Below are 22,648 nucleotides of genomic sequence, written 5' to 3'. Positions count from 1 at the left end.
GTCCGACGCGATCAGCACCCCATTCTCGTTACGAATTCCGTTGATGACCTGTGGCATCAGCGAGGAAGCAGACACACATGGCTCACGTGCTCGACGCCGTCAACTCCGCGTCCCTGCGGACCGACGTCCCGGCGTTCCGTCCCGGCGACACCGTGAACGTCCACGTTCGCGTCATCGAGGGCAACCGCTCGCGTATCCAGCAGTTCAAGGGTGTCGTCATCCGCCGCCAGGGCGCGGGCGTCAGCGAGACGTTCACCGTCCGCAAGGTCTCCTTCTCCGTCGGCGTCGAGCGCACCTTCCCGGTGCACAGCCCGATCTTCGAGAAGATCGAGCTCGTGACCCGCGGTGACGTCCGTCGCGCCAAGCTCTACTACCTCCGTGAGCTGCGCGGCAAGGCCGCGAAGATCAAGGAGAAGCGCGACAACTGAGCTCCGGCTCACCCCCGTCGCGCCTCGGCTCCGGACTGAGCACAGGAGGGCCGGATACCATCTGGCTCCGATGGACACCGAAGCACAGCACACAGAGCGCGACCGTTCCTCCGATCCGGAGGAGCGGTCGCGCTCCGTGCTTTTCCGGCGGCGTGCGGGGCTGACCGGCCTCGCCTGCGCCGTCTTCCTGCTGCTGTTCAGCCACTTCGTGGTGCAGCCCTTCCAGATCCCCAGCGGGTCCATGGAGCCCACGCTCCGGATCGGGGACCGGGTGCTGGTGAACAAGTTGGCGTACCGTTTCGGTTCCGAGCCGGTACGGGGGGACGTGATCGTCTTCGACGGCACCGGGTCCTTCGTCCAGGAGGTGCCGGAGCGCAATCCCGTCGCCGCTCTGCTGCACGGGGCCGCCGCGGCACTCGGCCTCGCCGAGCCCGCCGACACCGACTTCGTGAAGCGCGTCGTGGGGGTGGGGGGCGACCGCGTGAAGTGCTGCGACGAGGGGGGAAGGCTCCAGGTGAACGGCGTACCCGTGGACGAGGACTACCTGCACCCCGACGGCCCGCCCTCGGCGGTGCCCTTCGACATCGTGGTGCCCCCGGGCACCCTGTGGGTCATGGGGGACCACCGCAGCCACTCGCGTGACTCCCGGGACCACCTCGGCTCCCCGGGCGGCGGCATGGTCCCCGTGGAGCGGGTGATCGGGCGGGCGGACTGGATCGGCTGGCCGTTCGGACGCTGGTCGGGCCTCGCGCGGTCGGGCGCCTTCCAGGACGTACCCGGGCCGGCGGCGGGCGTAGGCCATGGGTAACCGCGGCAAGCAGGGCAGCCACCGGGCGGACACCCGGCTGCCCACCGGCTCTCGGCCCACCAACGGCACCCGGCCGCTGCCCGGGCGCGCGGAACGGCGCAAACTGGCCCGCAAGGTCAAGCGGCGCCGGCGCCGGTCGGCGGTCAAGGAAATACCGCTCCTGATCACCGTGGCCCTGATGATCGCGCTCGTCCTGAAGACCTTCCTGGTGCAGGCCTTCGTCATCCCGTCCGGCTCCATGGAGCAGACGATCAGGATCGACGACCGCGTCCTGGTCGACAAGCTCACCCCCTGGTTCGGCTCGACGCCGCAGCGCGGGGACGTCGTCGTGTTCAAGGACCCCGGCGGCTGGCTCCGGCAGGAGCAGACGCCCAAGAAGGACGACCCGGTGGTCGTCGCGCAGGTCAAGCAGGCGCTGACGTTCATCGGCCTGCTGCCCTCCGAGGACGAGCAGGACCTGATCAAGCGGGTCGTCGCGATCGGCGGGGACACCGTCAAGTGCTGCGACGCCGACCGGCGGCTCACCGTCAACGGCGTACCGCTCACCGAGCCGTACCTGAACCCCGGGGACGTGCCCTCCACGATCCCGTTCGAGGTGAAGGTGCCGGCCGGGCGGATCTTCGTGATGGGGGACCACCGGTCGAACTCTGCGGACTCGCGGTTCCACCTCAACGAGGCGTACCAGGGGACGGTCTCGGAGGAGGAGGTCGTCGGACGGGCGGTCGTCATCGCCTGGCCGTTCGCCCACTGGCGCAGACTCGAGGAACAGGACACGTTCGCGTCCGTCCCGGACTCACGGGCGGGGACGGCGACGGCACTCGGCGCGTCGCATAGTGTGTCCTCTCGGAATGTGAACGGATTGACCGGGCTCCCGACCCCTGCGGAACTCCCGCTCGTTATGGGAGTGGTGGGCCTGCCCCTGCTGTGGCGCAGGCGGTTGCACGGAGTGAGGAGTGGATGTGGGGGATTTGGCGGTCGGCGCGCGATCCGGACACGAAGGGCCCGAGGACAGGCCGGAGCGGTTCGGCGAGCCTTCCTCTTCCGGTCCCGTCGAGGAGCCCCCGTCCACGACCGGTCCGGGTGACGGCGACGACGCCGGTCCCCAGGAGCCGCGCAGGCCGCGCTCCTTCTGGAAGGAACTGCCGCTGCTGGTCGGCATCGCGCTGCTGCTGGCGCTGCTGATCAAGACGTTCCTGGTGCAGGCGTTCTCGATTCCCTCGGACTCGATGATGAACACCCTCCAGCGCGGCGACCGGGTGCTGGTGGACAAGCTGACCCCCTGGTTCGGCTCGGAGCCGGAGCGCGGCGAGGTCGTCGTCTTCCACGACCCGGGCGGCTGGCTGGACGAGCCCGCGCCCGACCCCAACCCGGTGCAGAAGTTCCTGAGCTTCATCGGCCTCATGCCGTCCGCCGAGGAGAAGGACCTGATCAAGCGGGTCATCGCGGTCGGCGGGGACACGGTGAGCTGCAAGAAGGGCGGCAAGGTCGTCGTCAACGGCAAGCCGCTGAACGAGACCTCCTACATCGCTCCCGGCTCCACGCCGTGCGACGACGAGCCGTTCGGGCCGATCAAGGTGCCCGAGGGCCGCATCTGGGTGATGGGCGACAACCGGCAGAACTCGCTGGACTCCCGCTACCACCAGGAGCTGCCCGGCAGCGGCACGGTCGCCAACGACCAGGTCGTCGGACGCGCGATCGTGGTGGCCTGGCCGGTCACCCGCTGGTCCACCCTGCCGGTGCCGGACACCTTCGACCAGCCGGGCTTGAACGCGGCCGCCGTGGCGACGGACGTCGCCCGCACGGCGGGCCCCGGCGCGCTGGGCCTCGCTGTGGCGCTGCCCGTCGTCCTGTGGCGGCGCAAGCGGCGGGACGGCTGACCCTCCGCGACGCGCGGGGCGGCGGTCCGGGCTCCGGCGGTCCGGGGGCTCCGGCGGTCCGGGCTCCGGCCGGGTCCCGGCCACGGCGGTCCGGGCTCCGGCGGGCATACCGCCGAGTAGGGGTGCGCGGGTAGGGTGCCGTCCCAGATCGTCGATCTCCGAGGCGGAGGGCGCTGGGATGGGCAAGAACGTGACGACGGACGACGGCCGCGGCCGTCTCGGCAGCGCGCTGTCGGGACTGGCCGTGGCCGTCGGCTGTGTGCTCTTCCTCGGCGGTTTCGTCTGGGGCGCGGTCGAGTACCAGCCGTACACCGTGCCGACCGAGTCGATGTCCCCGACCGTCGACGCCGGGGACCGGGTGCTCGCGCAGCGGATAGACGGCTCCGAGGTGCGCCGCGGTGACGTCGTGGTGTTCGAGGACGCGGCCTGGGGCGACCTGCCGATGGTCAAACGGGTCGTCGGCGTCGGCGGTGACGAGGTGGCCTGCTGCGGCAGCGGCGGCCGGCTCACGATCAACGGCAAGGCCGTCGAGGAACCGTATCTGCGCGCCCAGGGGCCCGCCTCCATGACCACCTTCACGGCCAGGGTCCCCAAGGGCCAGCTCTTCCTGCTCGGCGACGAGCGCGGGACCTCCCAGGACTCCCGCGTCCACCTCCAGGACCCCGGACACGGCTCGGTGCCCCGCAGCGCCGTGACCGCACGGGTGGACGCCGTGGCCTGGCCGCCCGCCGCCATGGTGGAGCGGCCGGAGGGCTTCGCGGCCCTCCCCGGTGGCGTGTCCCGGCCCGGCCCGGTGAAGCTCGCGGCCGGATCGGTGGTGGCCGGGGCGGTACTGATCCTGGGGGGCGCGGCGTACGGGCCGGTCGCCGGCGGGCTGGCGCGGTCACGGAAGCGCGCGGGCCGGAAGACCGCCGTCCGTGTCTGAGGGGACCGTGCCCGGGCCCGAGGAGACGCCGCTGCGCCGGGTGGCCCGTGTGGTGCTGCTGGACCCCGAGGACCGGATCCTGCTGCTGCACGGCCACGAACCGGACGATCCGTCCGTCACCTGGTGGTTCACCCCGGGCGGTGGGGTCGAGGGCGACGAGACGCGCGAGGAGGCCGCGCTGCGGGAGCTCGCCGAGGAGACCGGCCTCACGGACGTGGAACTGGGTCCGGTGCTGTGGAAGCGGGAATGCGCCTTCCCCTTCGCCGGACGGCGCTGGCACCAGGACGAGTGGTACTACCTGGCCCGTACGACCCGGACGGCGGTGGTCCTCGGCGCCCTGACGGAGCTGGAGTCCCGGAGCGTCGCGGGGCTGAGGTGGTGGACCTCCGCCGAACTGTCGGCGGCCCGTGAGACGGTGTACCCGACACGACTCGCCGGGCTGCTGCGCACGCTGCTCGCCGAGGGACCCCCTGCCACACCGGTGGTCCTGGCCCCCGACATCGTTTAGGGGCCCGGGGCACTGGCGCACAATGGGGGCACGCACGGCTGAAGGGGAACATGCCATGAGCGCCGAGGACCTCGAGAAGTACGAGACCGAGATGGAGCTGAAGCTCTACCGGGAGTACCGCGATGTCGTCGGTCTGTTCAAATACGTGATCGAGACCGAGCGGCGCTTCTACCTCACCAACGACTACGAGATGCAGGTGCACTCGGTGCAGGGCGAGGTGTTCTTCGAGGTGTCCATGGCCGACGCCTGGGTCTGGGACATGTACCGGCCGGCCCGCTTCGTGAAGCAGGTGCGCGTGCTGACCTTCAAGGACGTGAACATCGAGGAGCTCAACAAGAGCGACCTGGAGCTGCCCGGCAGCTAGCGGGTGTCTTGCCGATCGGGCCGGATCGGCGACCGACGACAACGCGGCGAGGCGCGGTGCCGGGCGTGAGCCCGGCAAGATCGGCAAGACACCCCCTGAACCGCCCGGAGCCGCACCGGAGCCGTACCGCCCGCCGGGGCCCTCTGCGCACCGGCCGTTCACCGTGGTGCGCCGGGGTGCGCCGGTTATCGGTGGTCACCCGTGTGGGGGACGGAGTTGTCCCCAAGGGACCGGTTGTCCACCAAGATCCACAGGTCCGGCACCGACGCGTCAGAGTCGGTGCCGGAGGTGGTGCCGGGATGAACGCGACGGGGGCACTGGGGCGGTACGGCGAGGAGCTGGCGGTCCGCCGGCTCGGCGAGGCCGGGATGACCACGCTCGCCAGGAACTGGCGGTGCGGGCGGGCCGGGGAGGTCGACATCGTCGCCCGTGACGGCGACACGGTGGTCATCTGCGAGGTCAAGACCCGCCGGGGGAGCGGTTTCGAGCACCCGATGGCGGCGGTGACACCCGCGAAGGCGGAGCGGCTGCGGCGGCTGGCGGCGTGCTGGCTGGAGCGCCACGGCGGACCACCGGCGGGCGGGGTGCGCATCGATCTGGTGGGGGTACTGCTGCCCCGGCGCGGCGCGCCCCTCGTCGAGCACGTCCGGGGGGTGGCCTGATGGGGTTCGCGCGGACCTGTTCGGTGGCCCTCGTCGGGGTCGAGGGCGTGGTCGTGGAGGTGCAGGCGGACCTGGAGCCGGGCGTGGCGACGTTCGCCCTGGTCGGGCTGCCGGACAAGAGCCTCACGGAGAGCCGTGACCGGGTGCGGGCGGCGATCGTCAACTCCGACGCCGAGTGGCCGCAGAAGAAGCTGACCGTCGGGCTCAGCCCGGCCTCCGTGCCGAAGGGCGGTTCCGGCTTCGACCTGGCCGTGGCCGCCGCGGTGCTGGGGGCGGCCGAGCGCGTGGACCCCAGGACCATCGCCGACCTGGTGCTCATCGGCGAGCTGGGGCTGGACGGCAGGGTCCGGCCGGTGCGCGGCGTCCTGCCGGCGGTGCTGGCGGCCGCCGAGGCGGGCTACCGGCAGGTCGTCGTCCCGGAGCAGACGGCCGGGGAAGCGGCCCTGGTCCCCGGAGTCTCCGTCCTCGGGGTGCGGACGCTGCGGCAGCTGATCGCCGTCCTCGCCGACGAGCCGGTGCCCCAGGAGGAACCGGACGAGACGGGGCGCCCCGACGCGATGCTGGCCGGGCTGCTGGTGCCGGGCGCCGGGGTGGGCACCGGACTGAGCCCCGATCCCGCCGACGGGCCCGACCTGGCGGACGTCGCCGGGCAGCGCCGGGCGCGCCTCGCCCTGGAGGTCGCGGCGGCCGGCGGCCACCACCTGCTGCTGTCCGGCCCGCCGGGCGCGGGCAAGACCATGCTCGCCGAGCGGCTGCCGAGCGTCCTGCCGCCGCTCACCCGCCAGGAGGCCCTGGAGGTCACCGCCGTGCACTCGGTGGCGGGCCTCCTGCCGCCCGGCGAACCGCTCGTGCACCGGCCGCCCTACTGCGCCCCGCACCACTCCGCGACCATGCAGTCCCTGATCGGCGGTGGTAACGGGCTGCCGAGGCCGGGTGCCGTCTCGCTGGCGCACCGGGGGGTGCTCTTCCTGGACGAGGCCCCGGAGTTCTCCGGCAAGGCGCTGGACGCGCTGCGGCAGCCGCTGGAGTCGGGCCATGTGGTGGTGGCGCGCAGCGCGGGCGTGGTGCGGCTCCCGGCGCGGTTCCTGATGGTGCTGGCCGCCAACCCCTGTCCGTGCGGGCGGCACACCCTGACCGGGGCGGGCTGCGAATGCCCCGCGTCGGTGATCCGGCGCTACCAGGCCCGGCTGTCCGGACCGCTGCTCGACCGGGTCGACCTGCGGGTCGAGGTGGAGCCGGTCACCCGGGCGGACCTGCTGGCCCACGGCGGGCGGGGCGAGTCCACCGCGGCGGTCGCGGCACGGGTGCGGGATGCCCGGGACCGGGCCGCGGCCCGCCTCGACGGCACGCCCTGGAACGTCAACTGCGAGGTGCCGGGCCATGAGCTGCGCACGCGCTGGCAGGTCGGCCCGGGCGCCCTCGCCACCGCCGAGCGGGACATCGAGCGGGGCCTGCTCACCGCGCGCGGTCTGGACCGGGTCCTGCGGGTCGCGTGGACCGTCGCCGACCTCGCGGGCCGTGACCGCCCCGGTCCCGAGGACGTCCACCTGGCGCTGGAGCTGCGCACCGGGATCGCCCGGGGCGTCCCGGTGGCGGTGGGGGAGCGGGGCTGACCGGCGGCCGCCCCGGCGGGGCGGCACGCGGGACCGGGCGCCGGGAAGCGGGAGGCCCGTGCGGTGGGCGGGGGCGGTCCGCCGGTGACGCGGGGATCGCCGGGCGGGGCACCGGCCGCCGAGGGGGCGGTCCCGGCCGGAGCGCGGGCGCACGGCGAGGCGGGTGGGGGTGCGCGGGATCACGGGGCGCGCACCACGGACATCGGGGAGAGCGGGGGAGCGGAATGACCGAGCAGGTGACCGAGCGGGAGCGACGGGCGCGAGCGGCGTTGACGCGGGTCGTCGAACCGGGTGATGAGCACGGCGGCCGGTGGCTGCGCGAGCTGGGGCCCGTGGAGCTGCTGAGGCGGCTGACGACCGTGCCGTACGACGACGAGGCGCTCGGCGGGGCGAGCGAGCAACGGATCCAGGGCTTCCGGGCGCGGGCCGCCCGGGCCGAGCCGGAGCGGGACCTGGCGGCGGTCGAGGCGGTCGGCGGGCGGTTCGTCGTGCCGGGCGACGCCGAGTGGCCCAGCCAGCTCGACGACCTCGGGGACGGCCGGCCCGTCGGCCTGTGGGTGCGCGGCGGGCCCGACCTCCGCCACTGGGCGCTGCGGTCCGTGGCCGTCGTCGGGGCGCGGGCCTGCACTCCGGGCGCACATGGCGGCGTCCCTCGCCTCCGGGCTCGCCGAGCGCGGCTGGGTCGTCGTCTCGGGCGCGGCCTTCGGCGTCGACGGCGCCGCGCACCGGGGCGCGCTGGCGGCCGGCGGGGCGACCGTCGCCGTGCTGGCGTGCGGGGTGGACACCGCCTATCCGCGCGGCCACACCGAGCTGATCAGGCGCATCGCGCGACAGGGCCTCGTCGTCGGCGAGTTGCCGCCGGGCGCCCATCCCACGCCGAGCCGGTTCATCCTGCGCAACCGGGTGATCGCCGCGCTCACCCGGGGCACGGTCGTCGTGGAGGCCGAGTACCGCAGCGGTTCGCTGGTCACCGCCCGCGCCGCTCAGCGGCTCGGCCGGTTCACCATGGGCGTCCCCGGCCCGGCGACCAGCGGCCTCTCCGCGGGTGTGCACGAGCTGCTGCGCGGCGAGGCCGAGCTGGTCACCGACGCCGCCGAGGTCGCCGAACTGGTCGGGCACATCGGCGAGCTTGCCCCGCCCCGGCGCGGGCCGGTCCTGCCGAGGGACCTCCTCGACCCGGCCGGCGCGCGCGTGCTGGAGGCGCTGCCCGCACGCGGGAGGACCGCCACCGTTGACGAGATCGCGCGTGACGCCGGGACCACCGTTGACGAGGCGCTCGGCAGGCTGTACGAACTCCACTCCCTGGGGTTCGTCGAACGCCACGGCGACACCTGGCAGTTGACGGCCGCCGCCGCACATCGCCCGAACGCCCGGCGAGGCGGTCCTTGACCAGGAGCATTCGGGTGAAAAGGTGATGCCGATGACCCTCGTAGCTTTCCCGGCGACGCCCGGGGGGCCGACCCGCGCCCGGTCGGCCTCATGGGCTCCTTTCGAAGATGCGGCCGACGGCACGCCCCCGCGGGTCCACGATCCGGTGGCCTTAGCTCACTGCGACTCCACGGTCACGCTACGCTCACCAGAATTACCCCCTCCGCATCCCGTCCCCCTCCCCCGTCCCCCCTCACACCCAGCAGAACGGCTCAAGGCGACGCATGCCCCAGCACACCTCCGGGTCCGACCGCGCAGCGGTGCCCCCCGCTGCCCGGAGCACCGTGCGCCCGCCCGCACCCTCGTCCCTGGACGAGCTGTGGCGGTCGTACAAGGACACGGGCGACGAGCGGCTGCGGGAACAGCTGATCCTGCACTACTCGCCGCTGGTGAAATACGTCGCGGGCCGGGTGAGCGTCGGTCTGCCGTCCAACGTGGAGCAGGCCGACTTCGTGTCGTCCGGGGTCTTCGGGCTCATCGACGCGATCGAGAAGTTCGACATCGGGCGGTCGATCAAGTTCGAGACGTACGCCATCACCCGGATCCGCGGCGCGATGATCGACGAACTCCGCGCCCTCGACTGGATCCCCCGCTCCGTGCGCCAGAAGGCACGGGCCGTGGAGCGGGCGTACGCCACCCTGGAGGCCCAGTTGCGGCGGACCCCCTCGGAGGGCGAGGTCGCCAGGGAGATGGGCATCGCCCTGGAGGAACTGCACGCCGTTTTCAGCCAGTTGTCCCTGGCGAACGTGGTGGCCCTGGAGGAGCTGCTGCACGTGGGCGGCGAGGGCGGCGACCGGCTCAGCCTCATGGACACCCTGGAGGACACCGCCGCGGACGACCCGGTCGAGGTGGCCGAGGGCCGCGAGCTGCGCCGGCTGCTCGCCCGGGCCATCAACACCCTGCCCGAACGGGAGAAGACGGTCGTCACGCTCTACTACTACGAGGGCCTGACCCTGGCCGAGATCGGCAACGTGCTGGGCGTCACGGAGAGCCGCGTCAGCCAGATCCACACCAAGTCGGTACTCCAGTTGCGGGCGAAGCTGGCCGATGTAGGCCGCTGACGCCGAACACCCGGTCGTAGAGTGGAGCCGTGCCCAGGATTCGAGCGGCCTCCGTGGCCGAGCACCGGACCATGCAGCGAGGCGCCCTGCTGGACGCCGCGCGTTCCCTGCTGTCCGAAGGCGGGACGGAGGCGCTGACCTTCCCCGCCCTCGCCGAGCGCACCGGCCTGGCCCGGTCGTCCGTGTACGAGTACTTCCGCTCCCGCGCCGCCGTCGTCGAGGAACTGTGCGCGGTCGACTTCCCCGTATGGGCGGCGGAGGTCGAGGCGGCGATGGAGTGGGCGGACACCCCCGAGGGCAAGGTCGAGGCCTACGTCCGCACCCAGCTCGACCTCGTCGGCGACCGGCGGCACCGGGCGGTCGTCGCGATCTCCGCGAGCGAGCTGGACGACGGGGCCCGGGAGAAGATCCGCGCGGCGCACGGCGGCCTGGTCGCCATGGTCGTGGAGGCGCTGGCGGAGCTGGGCCAGGAGCAGCCGCGGCTGGCCGCGATGCTGCTCCAGGGCGTCGTCGACGCCGCGGTGCGCCGTATCGAGCTGGGCGCGGCGGAGCACCCCTCGGCCATCGCCGACACGGCCGTCTCGATGGCCCTCCGGGGCGTCCGCGGGGCGTGATCCCCCGAGCCCGTGAGGCCGCCCCCAGTGACGCCGTGCATTCGTGATGCCGTGAACCCGTGAACCGTCCGGCCCGCCTCACAGCAGCGGCAGCAGACGGGACGGGGGCCGGGTCAGCAGCGCCGGCGGCAGGAGCGACAGCGGGTCGAGGTAGGCATCGCCCCGGCGCAGCCCCCAGTGCAGGCACGCGCCGGTGCCGCAGTGGGAGCGGGGTGCCGGCGCCACCACGGCCACCACCTGGCCCGCCGTGACCTCGGCGCCCGGCCGCACCAGGGGGCGGACCGGTTCGTAGGTGGTGCGCAGCGGCGGGGCGCCCGTGGCCGGATGGACGACCGACAGGACACCGCGGCCCCCCACCGGGCCCGCGAACGCGATCCGGCCGGCCGCCGCCGCACGGATCGCCGTACCCGGCGGTGCGGCGAGGTCCACGCCACGGTGCCCCGGGCCGTACGCCGACGCCGGAGGCTCCCACCCCCGCACGACCGCCGGGCGCGGCGGCCCCACCGGCCACACCGCGGCCGCGCCCGGCACGGCGCCCGGCACCGAGGGATAAGCGGGCGGGCCCCCCGACCGGACCCCCGACCGGACCCCCGACCGGACCCCCGACCGGACCCCCGGCGGGACGAAGGGCGGGATCCCTGCCGGGACCGCGGACGGCACCGCGGGCTGGGCCCCTGAGGGGACCACGGACGGCACCGCGGGCTGGATCCCCGCCGGGATCACGGGCGGGATCACGGACGGCACCACGGGCGGGCCCCCCGACGGGACCACGGGCGGGATCACGGACAGGAGCAGGGCGACCACGGTCGAGTACATGCGCAGAATGTGGCGCGGACGGGCCCGGCCGCGCTGATCATGGACTCGATCCGTGGACAACCGGCCGGTTGTGGACAGCGCCGTCACCCGGGGCTGCCGGGGTCCCGTACACTTCTTCTGGCGACCCGGGCCACCGGGTCGACTTCGCACGCCCCGCCACCACCCTCACAAGTCGTGGCAGCGCTCTTCGGTCCACTCGTGGCACGGCGCGTCGGGGCGTCAGGACATAACCGAGAACCAAGGAGATACGGCCATGGCCGTCGTCACGATGCGGGAGCTGCTGGAGAGCGGCGTCCACTTCGGTCACCAGACCCGTCGCTGGAACCCGAAGATGAAGCGCTTCATCTTCACCGAGCGCAACGGCATCTACATCATCGACCTGCTCCAGTCGCTGTCGTACATCGACCGCGCCTACGAGTTCGTCAAGGAGACCGTCGCGCACGGCGGCTCCATCATGTTCGTCGGCACCAAGAAGCAGGCGCAGGAGGCGATCGCCGAGCAGGCGACCCGCGTCGGCATGCCCTACGTCAACCAGCGCTGGCTGGGCGGCATGCTCACCAACTTCTCGACCGTCTACAAGCGCCTCCAGCGCCTGAAGGAGCTCGAGGCGATCGACTTCGAGGACGTCGCGGCCTCGGGTCTCACCAAGAAGGAGCTCCTGGTCCTCTCGCGCGAGAAGGCCAAGCTGGAGAAGACCCTCGGCGGCATCCGCGAGATGCAGAAGGTGCCGAGCGCCGTCTGGATCGTCGACACCAAGAAGGAGCACATCGCCGTCGGTGAGGCGCGCAAGCTCCACATCCCGGTCGTCGCGATCCTCGACACCAACTGCGACCCCGACGAGGTCGACTACAAGATCCCGGGCAACGACGACGCGATCCGCTCCGTCACCCTGCTCACCCGCGTGATCGCCGACGCCGTCGCCGAGGGCCTCATCGCCCGCTCCGGCGCCGCGACCGGCGACCAGAAGCCGGGCGAGAAGGCCGCCGGCGAGCCGCTGGCCGAGTGGGAGCGCGACCTGCTCGAGGGCGGCGAGAAGAAGGCGGACTCCGACGAGGCCGCCGAGAAGCCGGCCGAGGCCGCTGCCGAGGCCCCGGCCGCCGAGGCCCCGGCCGCCGAGGCCCCGGCCGCCGAGGCGCCCGCCGCCGAGGCTCCGGCCGCGGACGCCGAGCAGGCCTGACCTTTCAGGTTCGGATCGACGGCGGGGGCTCACAAGGCCCCCGCCGTCCACCCGTAGATCTTCGTAGATCTTCCAGACTTCGAGAGAGACTTACAGATCATGGCGAACTACACCGCCGCTGACGTCAAGAAGCTCCGCGAGCTCACCGGCGCCGGCATGATGGACTGCAAGAAGGCGCTGGACGAGGCCGAGGGCAACGTCGACAAGGCCGTCGAGGCGCTGCGCATCAAGGGCCAGAAGGGCGTCGCCAAGCGCGAGGGCCGCTCCGCCGAGAACGGCGCCGTCGTCTCCGTGATCGCCGGCGACAACACCTCCGGTGTCCTCGTCGAGCTCAAGTGCGAGACGGACTTCGTCGCCAAGGGTGAGAAGTTCCAGAGCGTCGCCACGGCCCTGGCCGAGCACGTCGCCAAGACCTCCCCGGCCGACGTCGAGGCGCTGCTCGCGTCCGAGATCGAGCCCGGCAAGACCGTCCAGGCGTACGTCGACGAGGCCAACGCCAACCTCGGCGAGAAGATCGTCCTGGACCGCTTCGCGCAGTTCTCCGGCGGTTACGTCGCGGCGTACATGCACCGCACCATGCCCGACCTGCCCCCGCAGATCGGTGTCCTCGTCGAGCTCGACAAGGAGAACGCCGAGGTCGCCAAGGGCATCGCGCAGCACATCGCCGCCTTCGCCCCGAAGTACCTCTCCAAGGACGACGTCCCGGCCGAGGTCGTCGAGGCCGAGCGCCGCGTCGCCGAGGAGACCACCCGCGCCGAGGGCAAGCCCGAGGCCGCGCTCCCGAAGATCGTCGAGGGTCGCCTCAACGGCTTCTTCAAGGACGCCACCCTCCTGGGCCAGCCGTACGCGCTCGACAACAAGAAGTCCGTCCAGAAGGTCCTGGACGAGGCCGGTGTCACCCTGAAGCGCTTCACCCGCATCAAGGTCGGCATCTGAGCCGGTACGCGCTCGACGCGGGAGCCCGCTAGGGTTTTCCCAGTGGACGGTCGGTCGCGTGAGCGCCGGCGGCCACAGATCTGACGAGGAGGCCATTGCCGTAGGGACCACAACACCCACCGGCAATGGCCTTCTTCGTATGTGCACGAGGAGATCTCCATGAACCAGGGCGCCGCAAAGGGCGACGACAACACCGGTAAAAAGGTCGGCCGCTTCATGCTGAAGCTGTCCGGCGAGGCGTTCGCAGGCGGTGGTGGCCTCGGCGTCGATCCCGACGTCGTACACGCCATCGCACGCGAGATCGCCGCGGTCGTCCGCGACGGCGCGGAGATCGCGATCGTGATCGGCGGCGGCAACTTCTTCCGCGGCGCGGAGCTGCAGGTACGCGGCATGGACCGGGCCCGCTCCGACTACATGGGCATGCTCGGTACGGTCATGAACTGCCTCGCCCTCCAGGACTTCCTGGAGAAGGAGGGCATCGACTCCCGGGTGCAGACCGCCATCACCATGGGCCAGGTCGCGGAGCCGTACATCCCGCTGCGGGCCGTGCGCCACCTGGAGAAGGGCCGCGTCGTGATCTTCGGCGCGGGCATGGGCATGCCCTACTTCTCCACCGACACCACCGCCGCCCAGCGTGCCCTGGAGATCGACGCGGAAGCGCTCCTCATGGGCAAGAACGGGGTGGACGGGGTCTACGACTCCGACCCCAAGGCCAACCCGGACGCGGTGAAGTTCGACGCGCTGGAGTACGGCGAGGTGCTCTCCCGCGACCTCAAGGTCGCCGACGCCACCGCCATCACCCTCTGCCGCGACAACAACCTCCCGATCCTCGTCTTCGAGCTGCTCGCGGCGGGCAATATCGCGCGGGCCGTGAAGGGTGAGAAGATCGGCACTCTCGTGAGCGACCAGGGCACCAGGACCTGATCCCGGGTCCCCCGGACAACCCCGGGGCGCCCCGCGAGGGGATGGACAAAGCCCTGCCGGTCGGACACCGTGCAGGGAACAGACGCGACGCAGGTTCCGCAGCCCTTTGTACGCCGGGCCTACTCATAGACACGCAGGAGCAAGTGGTGATCGAAGAGACCCTCCTCGAAGCAGAGGAGAAGATGGAGAAGGCCGTCCTGGTCGCCAAGGAGGACTTCGCCGCGATCCGTACCGGGCGCGCGCACCCGGCCATGTTCAACAAGATCGTGGCCGACTACTACGGTGCCACCACGCCGATCAACCAGCTGGCGTCGTTCTCCGTGCCGGAGCCCCGCATGGCCGTGGTGACCCCGTTCGACAAGAGCGCCCTGCGCAACATCGAGCAGGCCATCCGTGACTCGGACCTCGGCGTCAACCCGAGCAACGACGGCAACATCATCCGTGTGGTGTTCCCCGAGCTGACCGAGGAGCGCCGCCGCGAGTACATCAAGGTCGCCAAGGGCAAGGCCGAGGACGCCAAGATCTCGATCCGCTCGGTCCGCCGCAAGTCCAAGGAGACGATCGACAAGTTCGTCAAGGACGGCGAGGTGGGCGAGGACGAGGGCCGCCGCGCGGAGAAGGAGCTCGACGACACCACCGCGAAGTACGTCGCGCAGGTGGACGAGCTGCTCAAGCACAAGGAAGCCGAGCTGCTCGAGGTCTGATGAACGACTCTTCCTGGGGGGCCCCGCCGGCAGGCGGTCCATGGGGTCCGCCCGACCAGGGGTACCACCCGGGGTTCGCTCCGGCAGCCCCGGCGGGTCCCGCCCACGACGGGCATGAGGCACAGCAGACTCGGCCCATGCCCATCGTGCCCGACGTTCCCGCCGGTGGAGACACCGGCGGAGACCAGGACGACCGCGACCGGGGGACCGCTCCGCTGAGCGGTCCCCCGTTCCGCGACGAGATGCCGCAGCCACAGCCGCAGCCGCCGCACCACCGGCCGCGGCGCCGGCAGCCGGAGAACCCGCAGGAGCCCATGCCCATCCCGCCGTCGGGAGCGCCCCGGCCTCCGGAGCAGCCCGACCCGCAGCCCGGCCGGCACTCCGGCCGGCACTCCGGTTCGCCGTCCGGTGAGCAGCCCGGCTCGCCGTCCGGTCCGCAGAAGAAGCGGGCCGGCCGCGACCTGCGGGCCGCCATAGGGGTCGGCGTCGGTCTCGGTGCGGTGATCGTCGCGTCGCTGTTCATCTGGAAGGCCGTGTTCGTCGGCGTGATAGCCGTCGCCGTCGTGGTCGGGCTGTGGGAGCTGACCTCCCGCCTCCAGGAGCGCAAGGCCATCAAGGCCCCGCTGGTGCCGCTCGCCGTCGGCGGTGCGGCCATGGTGGTGGCCGGGTACGTGCGCGGCGCCGAGGGCGCCTGGGTCGCCATGGCGCTCACCGCGCTCGCGGTGCTCGTCTGGCGGATGACCGAACCGCCCGAGGGCTATCTGAAGGACGTCACGGCCGGCGTCTTCGCCGCGTTCTACGTGCCGTTCCTGGCGACGTTCGTGGCGATGATGCTCACCGCCGACGACGGTCCGTGGCGGGTGCTCACCTTCCTGCTGCTCACCGTGGTCAGCGACACCGGGGCGTACGCCGTCGGCTGGCGCTTCGGCAAGCACAAGCTCGCTCCCCGCATCAGTCCCGGCAAGACCCGGGAGGGTCTGCTCGGCGCGGTGGCGTTCGCCATGGCGGCGGGCGCGCTGTGCATGGAGTTCGCCATCGACGGCGGCGCCTGGTGGCAGGGCCTGCTGCTGGGCCTGGCCGTCGCGGCCAGCGCCACCCTGGGCGACCTCGGCGAGTCCATGATCAAGCGGGACCTGGGGATCAAGGACATGGGCACGCTCCTGCCCGGTCACGGGGGCATCATGGACCGGCTGGACTCGCTCCTGCCGACCGCGCCCGTGGTGTGGCTGCTCATGGTGATCTTCGTGGGAACAGGCTGAACCGAGGTCCGGTTACCCTGGAAGGGCTCGTCGCACGGTCGCGGCGGGCCCTTTCGGCCCCGCGGCCCGCGCGGGGATCATCCGGTGAGGTCTCCCGGCTCACGTACCGCGGCCTCGTCCCCACTGAGGAGTACCAGGTCATGCCACGCCCCGCACCGGGAGAGCTCACCTTCGTCGCCCCGCGCGGAGCCAAGAAGCCGCCGCGGCACCTCGCCGACCTGACGCCCGCCGAGCGCAAGGAGGCCGTCGCCGCGATCGGCGAGAAGCCCTTCCGCGCCAAGCAGCTCTCCCAGCACTACTTCGCGCGGTACGCGCACGACCCCGCCGAGTGGACGGACATCCCCGCCGCCTCGCGGGAGAAGCTGGCCGCGGAGCTGCTGCCGGACCTGATGTCGGTCGTGCGGCACATCTCGTGCGACGACGACACCACCCGGAAGACCCTGTGGCGGCTGCACGACGGCACGCTCGTCGAGTCCGTCCTCATGCGGTACCCCGACCGCGTCACGATGTGCATCTCCTCCCAGGCCGGCTGCGGCATGAACTGCCCGTTCTGCGCCACCGGCCAGGCGGGGCTCGACCGGAACCTGTCGACCGCCGAGATCGTGCACCAGATCGTCGACGGCATGCGCGCCCTGCGCGACGGCGAGGTGCCCGGCGGGCCCGCGCGGCTGTCCAACATCGTCTTCATGGGCATGGGCGAGCCGCTCGCCAACTACAAGCGGGTCGTCGGGGCCATCCGGCGGCTGACCGACCCCGAGCCCGACGGGCTCGGACTGTCGCAGCGCGGCATCACCGTCTCCACCGTCGGCCTCGTCCCGGCGATGCTCCGGTTCGCCGACGAGGGCTTCAAGTGCCGCCTCGCCGTCTCGCTGCACGCCCCCGACGACGAGCTGCGCGACACCCTCGTGCCCGTCAACACCCGCTGGAAGGTCCGGGAGGTGCTGGACGCGGCCTGGGAGTACGCGGAGAAGTCCGGCCGCCGCGTCTCCATCGAGTACGCCCTCATCCGGGACATCAACGACCAGGCCTGGCGGGGCGACCTCCTGGGCCGGCTGCTCAAGGGCAAGCGCGTCCACGTCAACCTGATCCCGCTCAACCCGACCCCCGGCTCCAAGTGGACCGCGTCCCGCCCCGAGGACGAGAAGGCGTTCGTCGAGGCCATCGCCTCCCACGGCGTACCGGTCACCGTCCGTGACACCCGCGGGCAGGAGATCGACGGTGCCTGTGGACAGCTCGCGGCCGCCGAGCGGTGAGCTTGTAGTCTGGCCTCGAACACATCTGCATATTCCGACAGGGGAGCGCCACAGCGCTGAGAGTGCGGCAACCGTCCAGGCCGCAGACCCTCTGAACCTCGCCCAGGTCATTCTGGGTAGGAAGTTCGGTCGTTACTCGAGCTGTTGCGCCCTGCCCACCGCCGATGGCGGTGGGCAGGGCCGCGTCTCTTCCTGGTCACCCCCAGGAGGAATCTCAGTGAGCACCACCAAGAAGATCGCGGTCGGCGCCCTCGCCGCCGCGCTGGGCGCCACCGCGCTCACCGCCTGCGGCGGCGAGTCCGGCAAGGACGCCGCCGACGGCGGGACGACGTCGAAGACCGTGACGCTCGTCAGCCACGACTCCTTCAACGCCTCCCCGGCCGTCCTGAAGGAGTTCACCCGCCAGACCGGCTACACCGTCAAGGTCCTCAAGAGCGGCGACGCGGGCGAGGCCGTCAACAAGGCGATCCTCACCAAGGGCGCCCCCCAGGGCGACGTCTTCTTCGGCGTCGACAACACCCTGCTGTCCCGCGCGCTCGACAGCGGCCTCTTCGACCCGTACGAGGCCAAGGGCCTGGACCGGGTCCCCGACGCCGTCCAGCTCGACAAGGACAAGCACCGGGTCACGCCCGTCGACACCGGTGACATCTGCGTCAACTACGACAAGAAGTACTTCGCGGACAAGAAGCTGGCGCCGCCGCAGACCTTCGACGACCTCGCCAAGCCCGCGTACAAGGACCTCCTCGTCGTCGAGAACCCCGAGCGCTCCTCACCCGGCCTGGGCTTCCTGCTCGGCACGGCCGCCGCGTACGGGGACGACGGCTGGCAGGACTACTGGAAGAAGCTCAAGGCCAACGGCGTGAAGGTCGTCGACAGCTGGGAGCTCGCCTACAACCAGGAGTTCTCCGGCTCGGCCGGCGGCAAGAAGGCCAAGGGCGACCGGCCGCTCGTGGTGTCGTACGCCTCCAGCCCGCCCGTCGAGGTGCTCTACTCCGAGCCGCAGCCGGCCGAGGCGCCGACCGGCGTCTCCACCGGTACGTGCTTCCGGCAGACCGAGTTCGCGGGTCTGCTGAACGGCGCCGGCAACCCCGACGGCGGCAAGGCCCTGATCGACTTCCTGATCGGCAAGCGGTTCCAGGAGGACATGCCGCTCCAGATGTTCGTGAACCCGGTGGCCAAGGACGCCGTGCTCCCGGCACTGTTCACCAAGCACGGGGTGAAGGTGGCCGACGCCCGGACCGTCGCCCCCGAGAAGATCGCCCAGAAGCGCGACGGGTGGATCCAGTCGTGGTCCTCGCTCGTCCTGAAGTAACCACCCGCACGGGCGGTGCGCTGCGGGCGGGGCTCATGGTCCTGCCCGTGGCGTTCTTCGCCGTCTTCTTCGCCTACCCCGTCGTCGCCATCGTCGGGCGCGGGCTGAGTACGGAGGACGGCGTCTGGCAGCTCGGGCGGCTCGGCGACGTGCTGGGCCGTCCGGACATCCTCGACGTGCTCTGGTTCACCACCTGGCAGGCACTCGCCTCCACCGCGCTCACCCTGCTGATTGCCCTGCCCGGGGCGTACGTCCTCGCCCGCTTCGACTTTCCCGGCAGGGGGCTCGTGCGGGCGGTCGTCACCGTGCCGTTCGTGCTGCCGACCGTCGTCGTCGGCACCGCCTTCCTCGCGCTCCTCGGCCGGGGCGGGCTTCTCGACGAGCTGTGGGGCGTCCGGCTCGACACGACCGTGTGGGCGATCCTCCTCGCCCACGTCTTCTTCAACTACGCGGTCGTCGTCCGGACGGTCGGCGGCCTGTGGGCGCAGCTCGACCCGCGCCAGGAGGAGGCCGCGCGGGTGCTGGGCGCCTCGCGCTTCGGCGCCTGGCGGCGGGTGACGCTGCCCGCGCTCGGGCCCGCGGTGGCCGCCGCCGCGCTGATGGTCTTCCTCTTCACGTACACCTCCTTCGGCATCGTGCAGATCCTCGGCGGGCCCGCGTACCGCACGCTGGAGGCGGAGATCTACCGGCAGACCGCCCAGCTACTGGACCTGCCGACGGCCTCGGTGCTCACGCTGGTGCAGTTCGCCGCCGTCGGCGCCGTCCTCGCCGTCCACGCCCGGACGGTACGGAGGCGGGAGAGCGCGCTGAGGCTGGTGGACGCCGGCCTGACCGCCCGGCGGCCGCGCGGTGCCGGCCAGTGGGCCCTGCTCGGCAGCGTGCTCCTCACCGTGGCGCTGCTGCTCGTGCTGCCGCTCGGGGTGCTCGTCCAGCGCTCCTTCGCCGGCGGGCTCGGCTACTACCGGGCGCTCCAGGACGCGGACGCCGGCGGCGGCACGTTCCTCGTCCCGCCGGTCGAGGCCATCGGCAACTCCCTGGAGTACGCCCTGGCCGCGACCACGATCGCGCTCCTGGTCGGCGGGCTCGCCGCCGCCGCGCTCACCCGGCGCCCGGGACGGCTGGTGCGCGGCTTCGACGCGCTGCTGATGCTGCCCCTCGGGGTGTCCGCCGTGACCGTCGGCTTCGGGTTCCTGATCACCCTGGACGAACCGCCGCTCGACCTGCGCTCCTCGTGGATCCTGGTGCCGCTCGCCCAGGCCCTGGTCGGCGTCCCCTTCGTGGTCCGGACCATGCTGCCGGTGCTGCGCGCGGTGGACGCGCGGCTGCGCGAGGCGGCGGCGGTCCTCGGCGCCTCGCCGTGGCGGGTGTGGCGCGAGGTGGACCTGCCGCTGGTGCGCAGGGCGCTGCTGGTGGCGGCGGGCTTCGCGTTCGCCGTCTCCCTGGGGGAGTTCGGGGCCACCGTGTTCATCGCCCGGCCGGACAACCCGACCCTCCCGGTCGCGGTGGCCCGCCTGCTGGGGCGGCCCGGCGACCTCAACTACGGCCAGGCCATGGCCCTTTCGACGATCCTGATGGTGGTGTGCGCGGTGGCCCTGCTGCTGCTCGAACGAATCCGCGTCGACCGGTCCGGGGAGCTGTGACCATGCTCGCTCTTCAGGACGTGACCGTACGCTTCGGATCCCGCGTCGCCGTGGACGCGGTGTCGCTGGACGTCGCCGACCACGAGATCGTGTGCCTGCTCGGCCCGAGCGGCAGCGGCAAGTCGACCCTGCTGCGGGTGGTCGCGGGGCTCCAGCCGGTGGACGGGGGCCGGGTCCTGCTCGACGGCGCCGACCAGGCGGGCGTGCCCGTGCACCGGCGGGGCGTCGGGCTGATGTTCCAGGACCACCAGCTCTTCCCGCAGCGGGACGTCGGCGGGAACGTGGCGTTCGGGCTGCGGATGCGCGGCGCGTCGCGGAAGGAACAGGCCGCCCGGGTGACCGAGCTGCTGGACCTCGTGGGCCTGCCGGGCGCCGAACGGCGGGCCGTCGCCGCCCTGTCCGGCGGCGAGCAGCAGCGCGTCGCGCTCGCGCGGGCGCTGGCCCCGAGCCCCCGGCTGCTGATGCTGGACGAACCGCTCGGCCAGCTCGACCGGGGGCTGCGCGAACGGCTCGTGGTCGAGCTGCGGGGGCTGTTCGGGCGGCTCGGCACCACCGTGCTGGCCGTCACGCACGACCAGGGCGAGGCGTTCGCGCTCGCCGACCGGGTGGTCGTCATGCGGGACGGGCGCATCGCCCAGAGCGGGACGCCGCTGGAGGTGTGGCAGCGCCCGGCCTCCGCGTTCGTCGCCCGCTTCCTGGGCTTCGACAACGTGGTGGCGGCGACGGTGAGCGGCGAGGCGGCCGACACGGCGTGGGGCAAGGTCCCGGTGCCGGCCGGGTCGCCGCAGGGCACCGCCCGGGTCCTGGTGCGGCCCGCGGGCGTGCGGATGGGCGACCCCGCCGAGGGGCTGCGGTGCGTGGCCGAGGGGCGTACCTTCCGGGGCCACCACGTGGCGGTACGGCTCCGCCCGGAGACCGGGCCCGTCCTGGAGGCCGAGTGCCCGTTGCGGGACGCGCCCGCCGAAGGGGCCGTGGTGGGCGTGACGTTCACCGCCGACGAGGTGGTGGTCCTGGACTGACGGGCCGCCGCCCGGCCGCCGGGGGGCTCACCCCCGGGACGGCGCGTCCGGCGGGTGGCCCGGCGTGCGGTCGCGGGCGGGGCCCGGCGGGTGGTCCGGTGCGGCGTCGCGTACCGACGCCGACAGGTCCAGTACGGCGCAGGCCCCGCCGCCCTCCGGGTTGGTGAAGACCAGCCGCGCGCCGAGCACCCGGGCCTGGCCCGCCGCGATGGTCAGGCCCAGGCCCAGCCCCTTGCCCACCGCGCTGGTCTGGAACCGCCGGGGCCCGTGCGCCAGCAGGTGCTCGGGAAAGCCGGCGCCCCGGTCCCGCACCCGGACCACACCGTGCTCGACCTCCACCACGACCGGTGCGGCACCGTGGCGCAGCGCGTTGCTCACCAGGTTCGTCAGGACCCGCTCCACCCGCCGCGCATCGCTCTCCACCAGCGCGTCGGCAACGATGTCAAGGCGGACCGCCGCGTCCTCCGCCGCCCGTACCGCCCGGCGGGCCAGTGTGCCCAGCTCCACCAGCCGTACGTCCGCCTTCTCGCCGCCGTTGTCGAGGCGGGCCACCTCCAGGACGTCCTCCATCAGGTCCCGCATCCGCGCCACCCGTTCCTTCACCATCGACTCCGCCCGGCCGTCCGGGAGCAGCCCGGCCGCGGCGACCAGCCCGGCCACCGGTGTGCGCAGCTCGTGCGCGATGTTCGCGGTCACCTCGCGCTCCGCGCGCAAACGTTCCGCCAGGGCGTCGGCCATGGTGTTGACCGCCCGGGTGAGGGTGGCGATCTCGTCCCGCCCCCGCTGCGGGAGCCGGGCGTCCAGGTCACCCCCGGTGATCTGCTCCGCCCGGCGGGCCGACAGCCGCAGCCGCCGCCCCAGCCGGGTCGCGAGCAGCAGGCCGATCAGGGTGGCGACCGCCGTCCCGACCACACCCGCCCGCAGCATGCCCGTCTGGAGCTCGTCCGACAGCGGGTCCTCGAATTGCTTCAGCGCCAGGACGTCGTCGCCGACGGCGGTGGCCGCCCAGATCCGCCGCCGCTCCCCGTACGGCTGGACGAAGGTGGCGCGGCGGCCCGCCAGGACGGTGCGGCGCAGCTCGTCCGGCAGGTTGGGCGGGTTGACCCGGAGCCCGAAGCTGACCCGCCCGTCCTCCAGGTAGGCCCGCTCGGCGAACAGGAGCCGCTCCATCGCCTGGTCCCGGGCCCGGTCCTCCATCAGCCGCGGCACCTGCACGCCCGTCACCAGCGCGGCGAGCGCGGCGGTCGCGGTGATCGTGGCACCTATCGTGAGCCGTAGCCCCATGTCTCATCTCCCCCGACCGGGAGTCTACGAGGGGGC

At 72.7% G+C, this 22,648-nt stretch carries 22 protein-coding genes and 1 pseudogene; 21 read left to right on the top strand and 2 right to left on the bottom strand.

The window, feature by feature from the left end; all coding sequences use genetic code 11:
• Positions 1-77 precede the first annotated feature (77 nt).
• The 12 genes and pseudogenes from rplS to ACZ7LK_RS30120 all read left to right on the top strand — a co-directional run bounded on the left by rplS (position 78) and on the right by ACZ7LK_RS30120 (position 10,288).
• A complete protein-coding gene (gene rplS / locus ACZ7LK_RS30175; RefSeq protein ID WP_064070301.1) occupies positions 78-428 on the top strand; it encodes a 50S ribosomal protein L19 in 351 nt (116 codons plus the stop codon).
• A gap of 70 nt (positions 429-498) precedes the next feature.
• Positions 499-1,236 (top strand): signal peptidase I, encoded by a 738-nt coding sequence (gene lepB / locus ACZ7LK_RS30170; RefSeq protein WP_392277056.1) that lies wholly within the window; start codon positions 499-501, stop codon positions 1,234-1,236.
• Positions 1,229-2,320 carry a signal peptidase I gene (lepB, locus tag ACZ7LK_RS30165; protein WP_469464493.1) on the top strand — a complete coding sequence of 364 codons (1,092 nt, stop codon included), beginning with the start codon at positions 1,229-1,231 and terminating at the stop codon, positions 2,318-2,320. Before lepB (ACZ7LK_RS30170) ends, lepB (ACZ7LK_RS30165) begins: the two co-directional genes overlap by 8 nt.
• Positions 2,205-3,113 (top strand): signal peptidase I, encoded by a 909-nt coding sequence (lepB, locus tag ACZ7LK_RS30160; protein WP_392277112.1) that lies wholly within the window; start codon positions 2,205-2,207, stop codon positions 3,111-3,113. Before lepB (ACZ7LK_RS30165) ends, lepB (ACZ7LK_RS30160) begins: the two co-directional genes overlap by 116 nt.
• Positions 3,114-3,291: 178 nt before the next feature.
• Positions 3,292-4,038, top strand: a complete 747-nt coding sequence (gene lepB, locus ACZ7LK_RS30155; protein ID WP_392277058.1) for a signal peptidase I — start codon at positions 3,292-3,294, stop codon at positions 4,036-4,038.
• Positions 4,031-4,546, top strand: coding sequence for an NUDIX hydrolase (locus ACZ7LK_RS30150; protein WP_392277059.1), 516 nt, complete (start codon positions 4,031-4,033; stop codon positions 4,544-4,546). Before lepB (ACZ7LK_RS30155) ends, ACZ7LK_RS30150 begins: the two co-directional genes overlap by 8 nt.
• Positions 4,547-4,601: 55 nt before the next feature.
• Positions 4,602-4,910, top strand: a complete 309-nt coding sequence (locus ACZ7LK_RS30145) for a DUF2469 domain-containing protein (protein ID WP_005311352.1) — start codon at positions 4,602-4,604, stop codon at positions 4,908-4,910.
• A 299-nt stretch (positions 4,911-5,209) separates the two neighbouring features.
• A complete protein-coding gene (locus ACZ7LK_RS30140; protein WP_392277060.1) occupies positions 5,210-5,572 on the top strand; it encodes a YraN family protein in 363 nt (120 codons plus the stop codon).
• Positions 5,572-7,185, top strand: a complete 1,614-nt coding sequence (locus tag ACZ7LK_RS30135) for a YifB family Mg chelatase-like AAA ATPase (RefSeq protein WP_392277061.1) — start codon at positions 5,572-5,574, stop codon at positions 7,183-7,185. Before ACZ7LK_RS30140 ends, ACZ7LK_RS30135 begins: the two co-directional genes overlap by 1 nt.
• A 224-nt stretch (positions 7,186-7,409) precedes the next feature.
• Positions 7,410-8,574 (top strand): annotated as a pseudogene (dprA, locus tag ACZ7LK_RS30130) (DNA-processing protein DprA).
• A 263-nt stretch (positions 8,575-8,837) separates the two neighbouring features.
• Entirely contained in the window at positions 8,838-9,674 is an 837-nt protein-coding gene (whiG, locus tag ACZ7LK_RS30125) for an RNA polymerase sigma factor WhiG (RefSeq protein WP_392277063.1), read from the top strand.
• Between the two features lie 53 nt (positions 9,675-9,727).
• Positions 9,728-10,288 (top strand): TetR/AcrR family transcriptional regulator, encoded by a 561-nt coding sequence (locus tag ACZ7LK_RS30120; protein WP_471144494.1) that lies wholly within the window; start codon positions 9,728-9,730, stop codon positions 10,286-10,288.
• A 78-nt stretch (positions 10,289-10,366) separates the two neighbouring features.
• Here ACZ7LK_RS30120 and ACZ7LK_RS30115 read toward each other — a convergent pair whose 3' ends face one another.
• Positions 10,367-10,717 (bottom strand): peptidoglycan DD-metalloendopeptidase family protein, encoded by a 351-nt coding sequence (locus ACZ7LK_RS30115; RefSeq protein WP_392277064.1) that lies wholly within the window; start codon positions 10,715-10,717, stop codon positions 10,367-10,369.
• 640 nt (positions 10,718-11,357) lie between these two features.
• Here ACZ7LK_RS30115 and rpsB point away from each other — a divergent pair.
• The 9 genes from rpsB to ACZ7LK_RS30070 all read left to right on the top strand — a co-directional run bounded on the left by rpsB (position 11,358) and on the right by ACZ7LK_RS30070 (position 21,328).
• The gene (gene rpsB, locus ACZ7LK_RS30110; protein ID WP_392277065.1) at positions 11,358-12,281 is read left to right on the top strand and encodes a 30S ribosomal protein S2; all 924 of its coding nucleotides are present in this window, start codon (positions 11,358-11,360) and stop codon (positions 12,279-12,281) included.
• A 99-nt stretch (positions 12,282-12,380) separates the two neighbouring features.
• Entirely contained in the window at positions 12,381-13,217 is an 837-nt protein-coding gene (gene tsf, locus ACZ7LK_RS30105; RefSeq protein ID WP_392277066.1) for a translation elongation factor Ts, read from the top strand.
• Positions 13,218-13,376: 159 nt separating this feature from the next.
• Positions 13,377-14,141 (top strand): UMP kinase, encoded by a 765-nt coding sequence (pyrH, locus tag ACZ7LK_RS30100; protein WP_392277067.1) that lies wholly within the window; start codon positions 13,377-13,379, stop codon positions 14,139-14,141.
• Positions 14,142-14,287: 146 nt separating this feature from the next.
• Positions 14,288-14,845 (top strand): ribosome recycling factor, encoded by a 558-nt coding sequence (gene frr, locus ACZ7LK_RS30095; RefSeq protein WP_064070288.1) that lies wholly within the window; start codon positions 14,288-14,290, stop codon positions 14,843-14,845.
• Positions 14,845-16,104 (top strand): phosphatidate cytidylyltransferase, encoded by a 1,260-nt coding sequence (locus ACZ7LK_RS30090; RefSeq protein ID WP_392277068.1) that lies wholly within the window; start codon positions 14,845-14,847, stop codon positions 16,102-16,104. Before frr ends, ACZ7LK_RS30090 begins: the two co-directional genes overlap by 1 nt.
• 140 nt (positions 16,105-16,244) lie before the next feature.
• Positions 16,245-17,357, top strand: coding sequence for a dual-specificity RNA methyltransferase RlmN (rlmN, locus tag ACZ7LK_RS30085; RefSeq protein ID WP_392277069.1), 1,113 nt, complete (start codon positions 16,245-16,247; stop codon positions 17,355-17,357).
• Between the two features lie 217 nt (positions 17,358-17,574).
• Entirely contained in the window at positions 17,575-18,669 is a 1,095-nt protein-coding gene (locus tag ACZ7LK_RS30080) for a thiamine ABC transporter substrate-binding protein (RefSeq protein ID WP_392277070.1), read from the top strand.
• 35 nt (positions 18,670-18,704) lie between these two features.
• Positions 18,705-20,309: an ABC transporter permease gene (locus ACZ7LK_RS30075; RefSeq protein WP_471144493.1), complete on the top strand. Its 1,605-nt coding sequence runs from the start codon at positions 18,705-18,707 to the stop codon at positions 20,307-20,309.
• A gap of 2 nt (positions 20,310-20,311) precedes the next feature.
• Positions 20,312-21,328, top strand: coding sequence for an ABC transporter ATP-binding protein (locus tag ACZ7LK_RS30070; RefSeq protein ID WP_392277071.1), 1,017 nt, complete (start codon positions 20,312-20,314; stop codon positions 21,326-21,328).
• A 27-nt stretch (positions 21,329-21,355) separates the two neighbouring features.
• Here the strand turns inward: ACZ7LK_RS30070 and ACZ7LK_RS30065 are convergent, their stop codons facing one another.
• Complete coding sequence (locus tag ACZ7LK_RS30065; protein ID WP_392277072.1) at positions 21,356-22,612, bottom strand: sensor histidine kinase; 1,257 nt, start codon at positions 22,610-22,612, stop codon at positions 21,356-21,358.
• Positions 22,613-22,648 lie beyond the last annotated feature (36 nt).

This window comes from Streptomyces sp. NPDC039423, assembly GCF_055598725.1.
This window is presented reverse-complemented; position numbering and strand designations above follow the sequence as displayed.

Excerpts from the sequence above, each read along its gene's own strand:
- rplS (WP_064070301.1), top strand. The coding sequence starts at position 78 with ATGGCTCACGTGCTCGACGCCGTCAACTCCGCGTCCCTGCGGACCGAC.
- lepB (WP_392277056.1), top strand. The coding sequence starts at position 499 with ATGGACACCGAAGCACAGCACACAGAGCGCGACCGTTCCTCCGATCCG.
- lepB (WP_469464493.1), top strand. The coding sequence starts at position 1,229 with ATGGGTAACCGCGGCAAGCAGGGCAGCCACCGGGCGGACACCCGGCTG.
- lepB (WP_392277058.1), top strand. The coding sequence starts at position 3,292 with ATGGGCAAGAACGTGACGACGGACGACGGCCGCGGCCGTCTCGGCAGC.
- ACZ7LK_RS30145 (WP_005311352.1), top strand. The coding sequence starts at position 4,602 with ATGAGCGCCGAGGACCTCGAGAAGTACGAGACCGAGATGGAGCTGAAG.
- ACZ7LK_RS30140 (WP_392277060.1), top strand. The coding sequence starts at position 5,210 with ATGAACGCGACGGGGGCACTGGGGCGGTACGGCGAGGAGCTGGCGGTC.
- ACZ7LK_RS30135 (WP_392277061.1), top strand. The coding sequence starts at position 5,572 with ATGGGGTTCGCGCGGACCTGTTCGGTGGCCCTCGTCGGGGTCGAGGGC.
- whiG (WP_392277063.1), top strand. The coding sequence starts at position 8,838 with ATGCCCCAGCACACCTCCGGGTCCGACCGCGCAGCGGTGCCCCCCGCT.
- rpsB (WP_392277065.1), top strand. The coding sequence starts at position 11,358 with ATGGCCGTCGTCACGATGCGGGAGCTGCTGGAGAGCGGCGTCCACTTC.
- tsf (WP_392277066.1), top strand. The coding sequence starts at position 12,381 with ATGGCGAACTACACCGCCGCTGACGTCAAGAAGCTCCGCGAGCTCACC.
- pyrH (WP_392277067.1), top strand. The coding sequence starts at position 13,377 with ATGAACCAGGGCGCCGCAAAGGGCGACGACAACACCGGTAAAAAGGTC.
- ACZ7LK_RS30090 (WP_392277068.1), top strand. The coding sequence starts at position 14,845 with ATGAACGACTCTTCCTGGGGGGCCCCGCCGGCAGGCGGTCCATGGGGT.
- rlmN (WP_392277069.1), top strand. The coding sequence starts at position 16,245 with ATGCCACGCCCCGCACCGGGAGAGCTCACCTTCGTCGCCCCGCGCGGA.
- ACZ7LK_RS30075 (WP_471144493.1), top strand. The coding sequence starts at position 18,705 with ATGGTCCTGCCCGTGGCGTTCTTCGCCGTCTTCTTCGCCTACCCCGTC.
- ACZ7LK_RS30070 (WP_392277071.1), top strand. The coding sequence starts at position 20,312 with ATGCTCGCTCTTCAGGACGTGACCGTACGCTTCGGATCCCGCGTCGCC.
- ACZ7LK_RS30065 (WP_392277072.1), bottom strand. The coding sequence starts at position 22,612 with ATGGGGCTACGGCTCACGATAGGTGCCACGATCACCGCGACCGCCGCG.